Source organism: Rhodopseudomonas pentothenatexigens (assembly GCF_900218015.1).
GTDB lineage: Bacteria > Pseudomonadota > Alphaproteobacteria > Rhizobiales > Xanthobacteraceae > Rhodopseudomonas > Rhodopseudomonas pentothenatexigens.
Genome location: NZ_UFQQ01000010.1, coordinates 69,320 through 83,528 on the forward strand (window position 1 = coordinate 69,320; position 14,209 = coordinate 83,528).

Genomic DNA, 14,209 nt, shown 5'->3' on the forward strand with positions numbered 1-14,209 from the left:
CGAGCGCTCACCCCGTCTGCCCGAGCATGAAGTGATCGGTGAACGCGTTGCGCAGCTCGACCTTGCGCAGCTTGCCGGTCGCGGTCATCGGCATCTCGTCGACGATGCGCAGCAGCTTCGGCACCTGGAAGCCGCCGAGATGCTTCTTGCAGTGCTCGAGGATCTCGGCCTCGGTCGCGGCCGCGCCGGGCTTGAGCTTGACGAATCCGGACACCGCCTCGCCCCATTGCGGGTGCGGCAGGCCGACCACCGCGGCGTTCATCACAGCCGGATGCGCCAGCAGCGTCTCCTCGATCTTGACCGAGGCGACGTTCTCGCCGCCGGACTTGATCATGTCCTTCTTGCGGTCGAGGAACAGCACCTCGCCGTGCTCGTCGATCAGCGCCAGATCGCCGGTGTGATGCCAGCCGAACTTTCGCGCTGCTTCGGTGGCTTCGGGATCCTTGTAGTAGCCGAGCATCACGTTCGGGCCGCGGTGCACGATCTCGCCGACCTGGCCGACGCCGAGCAGGTTCCCGGCATCGTCCATGATCGCGGTCTCGTTGACCAGCGTCGACTCGCCCCAGTAGTTCCCGAAGCGTTCGAGCTGGCGATCCGGCTGCGACATCGTCGTCGCCGGATACATTTCGGTCTGGCCGGAGGGCTGCACGAAAGTCGGACAAAGCTCGGCGATCGCTCGCTCCAGCAGCGGCCGCGGCATCGGCGCCATCGTGTAGATGCAGCAGCGCAGGCTGGAGAGATCGAATTCCTTGCGCCGCGGATGATCGAGAATCACCTGATACATCAGCGGCAGGCCGATGAAGACGGAGAGCTTGTCGCGCTGGATCGCCTCCATGCAGGCGACCGGATCGAAGCCGCGCATGATCGCCATCTTGCCGCCGACGATGAGATAGGACAGCAGCACGACGTGGGCGGCGCAGTGAAACAGCGGAAACTGCCCGGTGATGCCGTCGTTGCGCGACAGGTGCATCTCGATGGCGTTGCTCATCGCCGCCATCGTCACGGCGAGGTGGCCGTGCATCGCCCCCTTCGGCCGCGAGGTGGTGCCCGAGGTGTAGATGATCATCGCCAGATCGCGGTCGTCGAACGCGACGTCAGGCTCGATCTCGGACTGGCCTTCGAGGAGCTGATCGAAAATCGGCAACCCGGTGTCGGCAGCCTTGCCGGCCAGATTGACAGCGATCAGATCGATGCCGCGGGCTTCCAGCGCAGCGCGGCGCTCCGGCTGGCCGAACAGATTGTCGTCGATCACCGCGACCTTCACCTCGGCGTGGTCGAGGATGTAGCTCATGTCGTCCGGGCCGAGCATGGTGTTGATCGGCACCCAGACAAGGCCGGCGCGGTGAATGCCGAACAGCGCTTTGACGAACTCGACCGAGTTGTTGCAGATCGTCGAGATCTTGGTGCCCGGCCTCAGCCCGCGCGCCACCAGCGCGTTGGCGAAGCGGTTGGCGTCGCGCTCCAGCTCGTCGTAGCTGACCCGGCGGGCGCCGTCGGTCAGCGCGATGCGGTTCGGAAACCGCTTCGCCGATTTGCGCAAGATGTCGCCGATCGCCACGCGGCCGATCCGCCCCGGTCCCGGCACGCCGCCGGTCGCTTCAAGACTGGTCATGGTTCACTCCCTCCGCTGCTGCGCATTGCGACCTCATGGTGAGGAGCGCCCCGCGCGCGTCTCGAACCATGGGCCACGCATCCCTCATCCTTCGAGACGGCGCTGACGCGCCTCCTCAGGATGAGGCCTCAGGGGCTTGTTGCCCTCTTCGTATCCGTTCGATCCTTGCTCGATATCGGGATTCCGGGTTCGCGCTTACGCGCGCCCCGGAATGACTCGTGATTAGTGCAGCACACCAAAGATCTTGCGCGCCTCTTCGGGCGAAGCGATCTCGCGCCCGGCGCGCCGGGCGCAGGCGGCGATCTCTTCGATCAACTGGCCGTTCGAGGTCACCTTCTCGCCGCTCGCCAGATAGAACGTATCCTCGAGCCCGGTCCGCAGATGGCCGCCGAGATCGGCGCAAGCCTGGTGCAGCGGCCAGATCTCGGCGCGGCCGATCGCGGTGACCTGCCAATGCGCCTCGGGCCGCTTCAGTTTGAGCAGGATCGGCAGCAATTCGGGATCGGCCGGCATCCCGGAGGCGACGCCCATCACGAAGTTGTATTCGAGCGGACCTGAATACATCCCGGTCTGCACATACATCCCGACGCAGCGGACGATGCCGACGTCGAAGCACTCGAATTCCGGGATGGTGCCGGCATCCTTCATCGCGTCGAGGAAGTCCTGAATTTTCTCGACCGCGTTATCGAACATCATCGGCGGCCACGCCCAGGAATTATCGGCCTTGACCTTGAGATAGTTCAGCGAGCCGGCGTTGCAGGCGGCGATCTCCGGCTTGGTTTCGCGGATGCAGGCGAGCGGGCCCTGGTAGTTCGGGCCCGAGGTGCCGGAGGTGTGGTTGATGATGATGCCCGGACAAGCCTCGCGGATCGCCTGCTGGATCTCGCGCGACACGCTGACGTCCCAGCTCGGCAGATGGCCCTTGTCGGGACGCTGATCGCGCAGATGGATGTGAACGATCGCAGCGCCGGCGTCGTAGGCCGCCTTGGCCTCGCGGGCCATCTGTTCCGGCGTCACCGGCACATGGTGCTGCTTCGGATCGGTCAGCACGCCGTTCAGCGAGCAGGTGATCACCGCCTTGTCGCTCATTCGTTTCCAGCCCTTCCAGGTTGCTGCTGCGCCGCATGCGATGGCGGCGCGAACCGTGTTGGGCGGGATGATGCTGAGCCGGCGTCGGTGTATCTTGCGCCGACGCGCTGAGTGCTTGCGGTCAGCTGCGGCCGTGCCGCAATTCGCCGGCACGCAGAGCTTGCGGATCGCTGCGCCAGATAGCCAGATCGCGCGAGCCGGAGAAGATCGCGCGCGGCTGCAGGCCGTAGAACCGCCGGATCGAGTGACTGAAGTGCGTCGAGTCCGGATAGCCGATGTCCTGCGCCAGATGCGCGAGGTTGATGTCGGAATTGACGAAATGGAGCAGATGCCGCGCCCGCTTCCAGGCGCGGAAGGCGCGGAACGACACCCCGGTCTCGTCCTTGAACAGATGCAGGAAGCGCGACTGCGACAGGTTGGCGGAGCCGGCGCAATCCTCGGCGGTCACGGTGGCGGTGCCGACGTCGTTGAGACGGGCGATCGCACGGGCGACGCGGCGGTCGATGGCGCGCGCCGGCAGCGGCTCACCGAAGAACAGGTCGTCGAATTCGGTGGTGGTGAAGCCGTCGCGGCGGCCGACCGCGACCAGCGCTCCATAAGCTTGCCGGATCCGGCTCGCCAGCGCCGGTGCCCCGGCCCCGCCGATCCGCGCACCCAGCGCCGCCATCGGCCCCGGCAGTACGGTCTCGGGCTCGATGATCAGGCTGATGATACAGCGCGAATCCGACTCGACATTGTGCGGCAGATAAGGCGGCACGAATGCCACCGCGCCGAGCTGCTCGGGCCGGCCCTCGATCGTCACCCGCAAGCTGCCCTGCATCGAAACGTAGATCGCGTAACCGCCGCTGGTGCGGCGCCGCGGACGGCCGAGCAGGCCGGCATAAAACACCCGTTCCGGGCTGATCAGCATCAGATGTCCGGAATCCGGACAGGCGTCGTTCGTCATCGTTCCTCCCGGGGCGGGTTGTCGCCCGTTGCCGCATCGTCGTGCGGTGCCCTCTTCACGGAGCGTTCCGGACAATACAGCAACCCCGGGCGTTGTCACCGGGCGAGATGACGCGGAAGTTCCACTCCCGGCGGAAATCCGCGTCGGGAAAAGGAGCGGGTCGTTTTACGCGCGTTTCGGCACCTGCTGGGCCTCGCCGGCGCGGGTTTCCGCCTCCAGCGCCCGCCGGTAGCCGTCGCGCTGCTGCAGCCGCTCCCAATAGGCCGCGACGTTCGGGCCGAAATCCTTGGCTAGGCCGAGATTGCCAGCGAGCCGCAGCGCATAGCCGATCACCACGTCGGCGGCGGTGAAGCGGCCGGCGCAGAGGTATTCGGCCTGCCCGGCCGCCGCCTCGACCGCACGCAGCCGGCCGAGGAACCATTTGGCGTAGTCCTCGACCACCTGCGGCTGGCGCCGCTCCGCCGGCTCCAGCGTGCCGTAGCGCAGCACCAGCGTCTGCGGGAAGGTCAGCGTCGCGTCGGAGAAGAACATCCAGTTGAGGTAGGCGCCGTAGGCCGGATCATCGACCCCGACTACCAGCGGCGTCGGACCGTGACGCGTGCCGAGATACTGACAGATGCCGGACGACTCCGTCATCTTGGTGTCGCCGTCGATCATGAACGGGATAGTGCCGAGCGGATTGATCGCCAGATACTCCTTGGCGAACACCCGTGGCGGAAACGGCAGCATCTTCAGCTCGTAGTCGAGCCCCATCTCCTCCAGCATCCACAACGGCCGGAACGACCGCGCGCCGTGGCAGTGATACAGCGTGATCATGTTGCGACCGTCGCCTCCCTTTGTCTTCGCTTTTACCAATCACTGACCTCATGGTGAGGAGCGCGCCCTGGCGCGCGTCTCGAACCATGAGCCAAACGTCGCTCACCCTTCGAGACGCCCGGCGATGCCGGGCTCCTCAGGGTGAGGTCTTCGTACCAGTTACGCCTTCCCCGGCAGCGTGCCGTTCATCTTGCACAGGATGCCGAGCATCACCTCGTCGGCGCCGCCGCCGATCGCGGTCAGGCGGCTGTCGCGATAGGAGCGGCTCACCAGGGTCTCGTTCATGAAACCCATGCCGCCCCAGAACTGCAGGCAGGCGTCGGGAATCTCGCGGCCCAGCCGCCCGGCCTTCAACTTCGCCATGGTGGCGAGCTGAGTGACGTCCTGGCCGGCGACCAACGCTTCAGCGGCACGATACACCAGCGAGCGCAGCAGCTCGACCTCGGTCTGCAGCTCGGCGAGACGGAAGTGGATCACCTGGTTGTCGAGCAGCGGCTTGCCGAACGCCTTGCGCCCACGGGTGTAGTCGATGGTGTTCTGGATCGTCTTCTCGTGCGCCTTGAGGCACGCCGCCGCGCCCCACAGCCGCTCCTCCTGGAACTGCACCATCTGATAGGTGAAGCCCTTGCCCTCCTCACCGATCCGGTTGCGCTTCGGCACCCGCACCTCGTCGAAGTAAATCTGCGCGGTGTCGGACGAGCGCATCCCGAGCTTGTCGAGCTTGCGCGCGATGGTCACGCCCTTGGTTTTCATCGGCACGCAGATCAGCGACTTGTTGCGGTGCACCGGGCCCTCGCCGGTGTTGCACAGAAGACAAATCCAGTCCGCCTGAGTGCCGTTGGTGATCCACATCTTGCCGCCGGTGATCACGTAGTCGTCGCCGTCGGATTTCGCCGTGGTCTTGATTCCGGCGACGTCGGAGCCGGCGCCGGGCTCCGACACGCCGATGCAGGCGACGTAGTCGCCGGCGATCGACGGCGCCAGAAACTCCTTGCGCAACTCGTCCGAGCCGAACCGCGCCAGAGCCGGGGTCGCCATGTCGGTCTGTACCCCGATCGCCATCGGCACGCCGCCGCAATTGACCGCGCCGAGTTCCTCCGCCATCATCAGCGCGTAGGAGTAATCGAGCCCCTGCCCGCCATATTCGACCGGCTTGTTCAGCCCGAGGAAGCCGAGATCGCCGAGCTTCTTGAACAAGTCGTGCGCCGGAAAGATGCCGGCGTTCTCCCACTCGTCGACGTGAGGATTGATGTCGCTCTGAATGAACTTCTGCAGAATGCGGCGCGGTTCGTCGTGGTCTTGGTTGAACAGCATTGTCTCTTCCCTGGTCATTCTTATCGGTCGTCATTCCGGGGCGCGCGCAGCGCGAGCCCGGAATCCATAATCACCGACAGGGGTTATGGATTCCGGACTTGCTCCCTTCGGTCGCAATCCGGAATGACGATCGTTGGTAAGTCACGCTCACAATCCCATCTGCCGGCTGGCGAGGTCCTTCATGATTTCCTCGGTGCCGCCGCCGATGGCGTTGACCTTGACGTCGCGATAGATCCGCTCGACCTTGACGCCGCGCATGTAGCCGGCGCCGCCGAAGATCTGCACCGCCTCGGAGGCGCAGAACGCCATCGTCTGGGTCGCCTGGTTCTTCAGCATGCAGATTTCGGCGATCGGGCTCTCGCCCTGGTCGACCCGCCACGCCAACAGTTCGAGCATCGCCTGCGAAGCGGCGATCTTCTGCGCCATGTCGACCAGCTTGTGACGGATCACCTGATGCTTGACCAGCGGCTTGCCGAAGGTGACGCGTTGCTTGGCATACGCGATCGCCTCGTCGAGGCAGACCTTTGAGGCGGCGATGCAGCCGGCCGCCATCGTCAGCCGCTCGCTGTTGAAGTTCATCATGATGATCATGAAGCCCGCGCCCTCGGTGCCGAGCAGATTGCCGGCCGGAACGCGGCAATTGTCGAAATGCAGCGTCGCGGTGTCGGACGCCCACCACCCCATCTTTTTCAGCGGCGTGCGTGTCAGCCCCGGCGTGTCGCCGGGAATCAGCAGCAGGCTGACTCCGCCGGGCCCGTCGCCGCCGGTGCGCACCGCGGTGGTGATGTAGTCGGCGCGCATCCCGGAGGTGATGAAGGTCTTCTCGCCGTTGACCACATAGTGATCGCCGTCGCGCACCGCGCGAGTGCGTAGATTGGCGACGTCGGAACCGCCGGACGGTTCGGTGATCGCCAGCGCCGAGATCTTCTTGCCGGACAGAATCTCCGGCAGCACGCGCGCCTTCAGTTCAGGAGACCCGGCGCGCGCGATCGGTGGCGCACCGATCGAATGGCTGTTGAGGCTGGCGCTGACACCGCCGGCCGCCGCCCGCGCCAGTTCCTGGGTGGCGACGATCCACATGAACTGATCGCACGGCGTGCCGCCGTATTCTTCCGGAAAGCCGAGTCCGAGCAGCCCGATCGCCGCGGCTTTCTCGTACAGTTCGCGCGGGAAGCCGCCGGCTTCGTCCCACTCGGTGGCGAACGGCTCGATTTCATTCTGGACGAAACGCCGGATCACGTCGCGAAACGCGATGTGGTCGGCATTGTAGAATGGAGAGTTGGTCAATCCTCGCACCCGCGGTCAGCTCAGGACGGCGGCGAGGATGCCGGGAAAGCCCGGAACCGCCTTGCGTCGAGGCGCTGACCGATGCGATGCGCGGCCGCGTCAGCGTCGCTTCTGCTGACCGATATAGGCCGCCAGATCCTTGGTGTCGTTGCGGCTCAGCGCCATGTTGGCCATCTTGGGATGCGGCTCGAGCAGGAAGAACGCCAGCCGCTCTTCGTTGAAATTCGGCTGCGAGGCGATCGCCGCGAACGACGGCGCCATGTCGCTGCCCTTGCGCTGCTCGTCGGAGACGACGTGGCAGCCGGTGCACCAGCGCTTGGCCAGCGTTTCGCCGTTCTGCGCGTCCGCGGCCGGCGCGCGTCCGGGGACGGCGATCAGCAGGAGCGACAGACCGAGAGTGAGAGCGCGCATCGATGGTCCTTGCTGTTTCGCGAAGGCGGCCAGGGCCGTCAGGCAAATCAAACCGGGTTCCGCTGTTTACTTCAACCGGTCCGGAGGCGATAGATGGTCGAAGGACGGGGTTCGCCTCGCAGTTGCAGCTCTGGCTGCGGCGCCTCCTCGCGCGCTCGGTTTTTCCCTGGACCCAAAAGGTGCATAATCGACCAGCCATGGCCCCGCTTCGGACCTTCCCGGCACATGCTCAACGCACAACGTGATTCGCTGCAGCTCCTGCGCGCGATCCTGATCGCATCCGTGGTGCTGCCGATCGCGCTGTTCAGCTACGCCTCGTGGCTGTCGTATCGCACCAACGACGCCAATGCCGACCGGCAGATCGACAAGACCCGCGACATCATCACCGAGCACGCGCTGAAGATCTTCGAATCGGTGCAGCGCTCGATCGCCGAGACTGCCGAGATCGTGCGCGACATGTCCGACGACGAGATTCGTGCAGCCCAGCCGGCCCTGCACGAACGGCTGAAGCGGCTGGTCGACGGCTCCGAGCAGATCAAGTCGATGTGGATCTTCGACAGGACCGGGAGGCCGCTGGTCAACACCATGCAGTTCCCGTCGCCCGGCACCGATCTGTCGGATCGAGATTATTTCCGGGTGCATGTCGACAAGGATATCGGTCTCTATGTCGGCCGTGTGCTGCAGCCGCGCCCGCCGTTCGACGGTGCGCCGTTCTTCAGCGTCAGCCGGCGCCGCACTGCGCCGGACGGCAGCTTCGCCGGCGTGATTCAGACCTCCGTGCTGCCGGATTACTTCGAGGGCTTCTATGCCAAGGTCGGCCGCGAGCGCGGCAGCTTCGTCTCGCTGGTGCGCGACGACGGCGCCATCCTCGCGCGGCTGCCCGAGATCAACGGCACCGACGCTTCGATCAAGCCCGACGGCATCGTCGGCCAGGCGATCCGCGAGGGCCGCAGCGAGGGGCGGATGACCACGGTGTCGCCGCACGACGGCCTCGAGCGCCGCGTCGCGTTCCGCAAGCTGCCGAACCTGCCGGTTTATGTGTTCGCCGGACTGGAAACCAGCGCCATCCGGGCGATGTGGCTGGCCCAGATCGGCGCCTATCTGCTGGTCGGCCTGCCGGCCACAGCGGCACTGATCGCGATCGTGCTGCTGGCGATGCGGCGCACACAGAAGCTGTACGAAGAGGCCGACCGACGCCAGGCCGCCGAGAACGCGCTGAAGCAGTCGCAGCGGCTGGAATCGCTCGGCCGCCTCACCGGCGGCGTCGCGCACGACTTCAACAATCTGCTGATGGTGGTCGGCGGCTCGGTGCAGAAGCTGCGACGTCGTCACGGCGACCTGCAGGATATCCGCAGCTTCGACATGATCGATTCCGCGGTCGCCAAAGGGACCGCGCTGACCCGGCAATTGCTGTCGTTCTCACGCCGGCACAATGTTGCGGCCAAGGCGGTCGAACTCGGCGACGCGGTGACCAAGTTCGTCGACGTGCTGCGGCAGTCGGTCCGCAGCGACATCGCCATCACCATCGAGCCGCCGGCCGGGCCGGTGGTGGTGATGATCGATCCCAACGAGTTCGAGATCGCGCTGCTGAATCTCGCGCTGAACGCCCGCGACGCGATGCCCGAGGGCGGCCGCATCACCATCTCGATCCACACCGAGGCACTGAAGAACTTCGGTCCACGGCGGCTCACCGGCGCCTTCGCGATTCTGTCGTTCGCCGACACAGGCGTCGGCATTCCGGAAGACATCCGCGAGCGGATCTTCGAGCCGTTCTTCACCACCAAGCCGGTTGATCGCGGCACCGGCCTCGGGCTGAGCCAGATCTACGGCTTCGTGCAGCAATCGAGCGGCGCCATCACGGTCGACAGCGAGGTCGGCCGCGGCACGCGTTTCGATCTGTTCCTGCCGCTGACGTCGGAAGTGCCTGGCGACGATGCCGAGCCGCCTGCGCCCGCGTCCGACGCCGGAGCACCCAGGACGCTGTTGCTGGTGGAGGATCATCCGGACGTCGCGGCAGTGGCGGCGGACTACGCCGCGCAATGCGGCTTCGTCGTGGTTCCGGCGAATTGCGCCGAAGCCGCGATCGAGGTGCTCAACCGGCGCGACGACGTCGATCTGGTGTTCAGCGATATCGTGATGCCCGGCATGAGCGGATTGGAATTGGCACGACTGATCCGCGAGCATCATCCGGAAACGCCGGTGATTCTAGCTTCCGGCTACAGCGACCGCTCGGCGTCGGCGCTCAGCGAAGGTTTCCTGTTGCTACAGAAGCCGTACACGCTGGAGGCGATGCGAACTGCTCTGGCTCAGGCGCTGCAGCAGGTCGCACCGCGGCGGACACCTGATCGGGCGACCTGAGCGCTGGAGCGCAGGCGCAGTACGCCTCCGCTCCAGCAAGCGCAACGGTCACCAGCGGCGGTGGTGATGCCAGTGCCGGCGATGGTGCATCCCGCGGTGCAAGCCGGGACCGAACCCGGCGCGGATCACCGGAGCGCCGTAGTAGCGATGCGCGCGATACGGCCGGTAGTACGACCGGTAGCCGTAATACACCGGGCGCGGACGATAGTAGTAACGCGGACCGCCCCAACCCCAGCCCCCGCCGTAATACGCCGGACCGCCGTAGTAGCCGACGTAACGGGGGCCGTAGCCGTAGCCACCGTAGTACGGGCCGCCGCCATAATAGCCGTAGCCCGGACCATAAGCGTAGGCCGACGAGGCGACGCCGGCGATCAACGCGCCGGCCGCGAGCCCGCCGATGAACGGACCGATACCGTTGCGGGCTTCCGCCGGAGCCGGAGCCGCGACGGTGGCCATCGCAAGGGTCGCCACAGTCCCAAGAACCAGAGCAGTTTTCCTCATGAGCACATCCTCTGAGACGTTGATGTGGCCGATTAAACCGCGGCTCCCGGCAAAAGTTGCGGGAACCCACGCGCGGCACCGGCATTCGCGCGTAGAAAGTATGTACGCCAAGGCGCAGAACCGGAACCAAGCCAGTTGTCGCACCGATCTGGCGCCCGGGATCTTATGGTTTGGCTGCTGCAGCGGCGGTGACGATGCCGTATCTGGTCAGTTCCTCCGGCTTGAACACGAACAACCGGTCCTTCGGCGTCTCCATTGCCCGGATCCAGACTTCGAGATCGATCCCCATATCGCGCAGGTGGCGCTGGCAGCGCGCCGAGATCCGCTGCGCGTCGCTCATCTGGTCGCGCGGCGCTGCGGCCTCGGTGCTCTTCACCGCGAACACCTGATGCACCCCGACCGCGGCCTTGGCGCCGACGCGGCGTTCGAGGCCGCCGAACAGCACCAGAGGACAGGACGAGGCGCAGTATTTGCCCGCTTCGACTTCGGTGGCCAGCTTGTGGTCACGGATCATGCGGCCCATGGCCAGCGCATCGGAGACCGAGCCGCCGGGTGAATTCAACACCACGGTCTTGATGTATTCGGCGTGGCGCGCGAGCTCCTTGCCTAACGCCTCCGCGCTTCCCGGCGTGATCGTGCCATTGGCCTGGAGACGGCCGCCGCTCACCAGTTCGAACGTCATCGCCTGACGGAGCGCGCCGTCAGGCTGCGGTAACGGCCTCAGGCGATCGCCATCCGGCAGCCACGGCGACAGCACGGCGGGCAGTGCCGGCAGGCTGAACGGCGCGGTCTCCTGCTGCTGGCCACCGTCGCGCCCCTCTGGCGCGCCGGCGAGGTCGTAGGCGAGCGCCGCCACGGTGCCGAGGATCAGCAGCCGGAAGATCAGGCGCAGCACCGCATCTTCCGGATTGCCGGAGAGCCAGAGGTGGACGCGCTGCGACAGCGTGGTCATGCGGCTACTTGACGTGACGCGCCGAGGCCAGCGCGGTGACGTTCTCGTCCGCCGCCGCTGCGGGCTCGGCCACCGGTGCCGGCTGATCGGGCGTAACCGGCGCGGCCGGCTCGGCCGGCTCGGCCACACTCCGGCTCGCCTGCTCGACCTCGCGCGCCATCTTCAGCGCCGCCATCAGCTCGGCCGCGGTCATGGTCGAGGCATGCGACGCCGGCAGGCCCTCGCGGCGGATCGCGGCATGCACCACGCACAGGATCAGGACCAGCACCGCCGGCATCAGGTCGATCGAGATCGCACCGGCCCAGCTCGGGATGAAGTCGCCGGCATACCGGAGCACCGCCTCGGCCGGCGACATCGCCTGGAACCGGGCCGGCTCGATCTTCGGCCGGTCGAGGATCGCATCGGCGGCCGCCGCGAGCGACGTCGCCTGCGCCGCAACCGCGCCTTCGACCTTGCCGACGACCGCCGTCTGCCGGTCGGCGAGATCGAGGCTGCGGCCGCTCGCGGCGGGCGCGATGAACGACGACGACAGCGAGGTCGCGGCGCGCTTCACCGCCGGCGCCACCGAGGTCTGCTGCAGATTGGCGATCACGCCCATCAGCGCCAGGGACTCGGTGGCGAAGCCGTCGCTGCGCTCGCTGATCGGACCGCCGTCGGACACCAGTTCGCGCATCTTGGCGAGGTGCTTGCCGCCCTCCTCGAACAGCGTCGAGACGCGCTTGCCGGAGGCTTCGACCTCCTTGCCGAGACTGTCGAGCTGGCTCGACATCTGGGTCAGCAGTTGCACCACCGTGCCCGAGCCGGCGGTTCCGGTGAGCGAGCCGGTGCGCTCGGCTTCCGCCAGCTTGGCGAACCGTGACGCGGCGATCTGGATATCCGGCAGCAGGCCCTGGGCCGCGATCGCGTTGGTGTTGGCGGCGTCGAGATCGCGGGTGTAGTCCTGCACGGTGATCGCCAGATGCTGCCGGATCGCCGCGGCGCCGGCCAGCGCCGACGCGTTGAGCCACGACGACATCGCCACGATCATCAGCGAGCCGAGCAACATGCAGCCGAACATCAACCAGCGGCCGGCGCGATCGACCACGTGCGGCATGAACTGCATCAGGAACACCCAGAACGCATAGATGCCGACCGACACCGCGACCGAATAGATCAGGGCGGCGAAGAACACCGTGGTGGCGCTGCCGTTGAGCAGATCGCGCACCCCGAGATAGGTGTAGACGCCGGCAGCCAGCGCCAGGATCGCGGTGGTCAGCTTCAGCATCACTTCGAGCCGGACCACGCCACGCGACAGCAGCAGCGATGCGGGGACCAGGGACGATCGGGGTGACGATGCTGGTGATGAGAACGAGAGCGAGCGGGAACTTACGGCCGGAGAAGCGGCTTCGGGCATCTGGACATCCACAATGTGCGCATGCTGCGCACGGCCAACGCCCCCGCGTTTCAGATGCGACGATTAGTTGTGGAGTTGGACCAGATTATGGTGGCGCCTCGGCGCCGCCACAGTGGCGAGGCGCGTCGGGTTCACACATGCGCTCGAACCGAAGCATAGTCTGATGGGGTGCATGGGGTCGAGATTCGGCCGCCGCAGGTAGCCGGCACGCGGCCGGGTTCCGGACGAGCCCGATCAGCCTCGCTGGATGCGCGGCTCGGAGGCTGTGGCTCGGCGGCTGTGGCTCGGCGGCGACGGGGGTGAGAAAAGACAGGTCGGCCCCAGGGCTGGCGGGGGGAGCCCCGGGGCCAGTCATCGCCTACCGGGGAGGTTTCGGCGCTGACAGCAGGATCTTCCGGGTCAAGGGCCGACACCGGCGAACGTCCTGTCTGTGCAAACTCTGCACGCAGCGCGGGCGATCGAAAAGCGCGATCGATCGGTGTGGTTCCGCTGCCCCTAACCGATCCGTTTCGATCGAAAGGCGCGCATTAGCTCGAAATCAACACCCAAGTAGAAATACCAAGACACCCTGCCCGGCAGCGTCGCGGCGGCATCCGTTCCCCCACGTTACCCACCGCGCCGCGATCCCGCGTTGCCGCGACACGGCGTCGCCGCGTAAAACCGATCCGGCCGAGTCGCGCGGTCGCGCGTCGTCCATGGGGAGACGATCCACTGACGGTTCTCGACGGGATCGGAATCGATCCGAGCTACGCGCTGGCAGGCGCGGTCACCGGCTTCGTCGTCGGCCTCACCGGCGTCGGCGGCGGCGCGCTGATGACACCGATGCTGCTGCTGGTGTTCGGAATCGCGCCGCATGTCGCGATCGCGACCGATCTGTGGTTCGCCGCGATCACCAAGCTGGTCGGCGCGCTGGTGCACAATCGCAGAGGCAACATCGACTGGGCGATCGTATTCCGGTTGTGGGCCGGCAGCCTGCCGGCCGCCGCACTGATGGTCGCGATCGTCGCGTTCGCCGATCCGGTCGGACGCGCGCAGTGGCTGACCAGGATCATCGGCGTCGTGGTGATCCTCACCGCGATCGGCATCCTGTTCGCCCCTCGGCTTGTCGCCTTGCTGCATCCCGCCGGGCGCGATGGCGATCCGCCTCCGCGTGATCGCACCGCGCTGACGGTGCTGGCCGGCGCAGTGCTCGGCGGCTTGGTGGCGCTGACGTCGATCGGCGCCGGGGCGCTGGGCACGGTGGCGCTGCTCTATCTGTATCCGCGCCGGCTGCTGCCACACCGGCTGGTGGCGACCGACCTGGCCCACGCCATCCCGCTCGCGACCGTCGCCGGTGCCGGATACCTGCTCGTCGGCATGGTGGATTGGAGGATGCTCGCCAGTCTGCTCGCCGGTTCTGTTCCAGCGGTGGTTCTCGGCGGTCTGTCAGCCGGCCGCCTCCCCGGCCGCGGCCTGCAGATCGCCCTGGCGATCGTGCTGGTGGCGGCCGGACTGAAGGGATTGCTGATGTAGCGGTTGCCCCGTTGAACC

The 14,209-nt window shown here is 66.6% G+C and carries 12 protein-coding genes; 2 read left to right on the plus strand and 10 right to left on the minus strand.

The genetic code is table 11. The features are described from left to right. Positions 1–7: 7 nt before the first annotated feature. The 7 genes from DWA33_RS11090 to DWA33_RS11120 all read right to left on the minus strand — a co-directional run bounded on the left by DWA33_RS11090 (position 8) and on the right by DWA33_RS11120 (position 7,475). Positions 8–1,612: an AMP-binding protein gene (locus tag DWA33_RS11090; RefSeq protein WP_114358155.1), complete on the minus strand. Its 1,605-nt coding sequence runs from the start codon at positions 1,610–1,612 to the stop codon at positions 8–10. A gap of 222 nt (positions 1,613–1,834) precedes the next feature. Continuing rightward, positions 1,835–2,701: a beta-keto acid cleavage family enzyme gene (locus DWA33_RS11095; RefSeq protein ID WP_114358156.1), complete on the minus strand. Its 867-nt coding sequence runs from the start codon at positions 2,699–2,701 to the stop codon at positions 1,835–1,837. A gap of 121 nt (positions 2,702–2,822) precedes the next feature. Then, positions 2,823–3,647, minus strand: coding sequence for a helix-turn-helix transcriptional regulator (locus DWA33_RS11100; RefSeq protein ID WP_114358157.1), 825 nt, complete (start codon positions 3,645–3,647; stop codon positions 2,823–2,825). Positions 3,648–3,812: 165 nt separating this feature from the next. Further along, positions 3,813–4,463, minus strand: coding sequence for a glutathione S-transferase family protein (locus tag DWA33_RS11105; protein WP_114358158.1), 651 nt, complete (start codon positions 4,461–4,463; stop codon positions 3,813–3,815). 159 nt (positions 4,464–4,622) lie between these two features. Next, positions 4,623–5,777: an acyl-CoA dehydrogenase family protein gene (locus DWA33_RS11110; protein ID WP_114358159.1), complete on the minus strand. Its 1,155-nt coding sequence runs from the start codon at positions 5,775–5,777 to the stop codon at positions 4,623–4,625. A gap of 147 nt (positions 5,778–5,924) precedes the next feature. Then, entirely contained in the window at positions 5,925–7,064 is a 1,140-nt protein-coding gene (locus DWA33_RS11115; protein ID WP_114358160.1) for an acyl-CoA dehydrogenase family protein, read from the minus strand. 99 nt (positions 7,065–7,163) lie between these two features. After that, positions 7,164–7,475, minus strand: coding sequence for a c-type cytochrome (locus tag DWA33_RS11120; protein ID WP_114358161.1), 312 nt, complete (start codon positions 7,473–7,475; stop codon positions 7,164–7,166). Between the two features lie 225 nt (positions 7,476–7,700). On the opposite strand from DWA33_RS11120, the gene DWA33_RS11125 reads away from it, so the two are divergent. Continuing rightward, complete coding sequence (locus tag DWA33_RS11125; protein ID WP_114358162.1) at positions 7,701–9,833, plus strand: hybrid sensor histidine kinase/response regulator; 2,133 nt, start codon at positions 7,701–7,703, stop codon at positions 9,831–9,833. Between the two features lie 48 nt (positions 9,834–9,881). On the opposite strand, the gene DWA33_RS11130 is transcribed toward DWA33_RS11125, so the two are convergent. The 3 genes from DWA33_RS11130 to DWA33_RS11140 form a co-directional block, all read right to left on the minus strand. Continuing rightward, entirely contained in the window at positions 9,882–10,334 is a 453-nt protein-coding gene (locus tag DWA33_RS11130; RefSeq protein WP_114358163.1) for a hypothetical protein, read from the minus strand. Positions 10,335–10,497: 163 nt separating this feature from the next. Further along, entirely contained in the window at positions 10,498–11,286 is a 789-nt protein-coding gene (locus tag DWA33_RS11135; RefSeq protein ID WP_114358164.1) for a COG3904 family protein, read from the minus strand. Positions 11,287–11,290: 4 nt separating this feature from the next. Next, entirely contained in the window at positions 11,291–12,679 is a 1,389-nt protein-coding gene (locus DWA33_RS11140) for a hypothetical protein (RefSeq protein WP_114358165.1), read from the minus strand. A gap of 753 nt (positions 12,680–13,432) precedes the next feature. Between DWA33_RS11140 and DWA33_RS11145 the strand changes: the two genes are divergently transcribed. Further along, positions 13,433–14,191: a sulfite exporter TauE/SafE family protein gene (locus DWA33_RS11145; protein ID WP_244601265.1), complete on the plus strand. Its 759-nt coding sequence runs from the start codon at positions 13,433–13,435 to the stop codon at positions 14,189–14,191. The last annotated feature ends 18 nt before the right edge of the window (positions 14,192–14,209 follow it).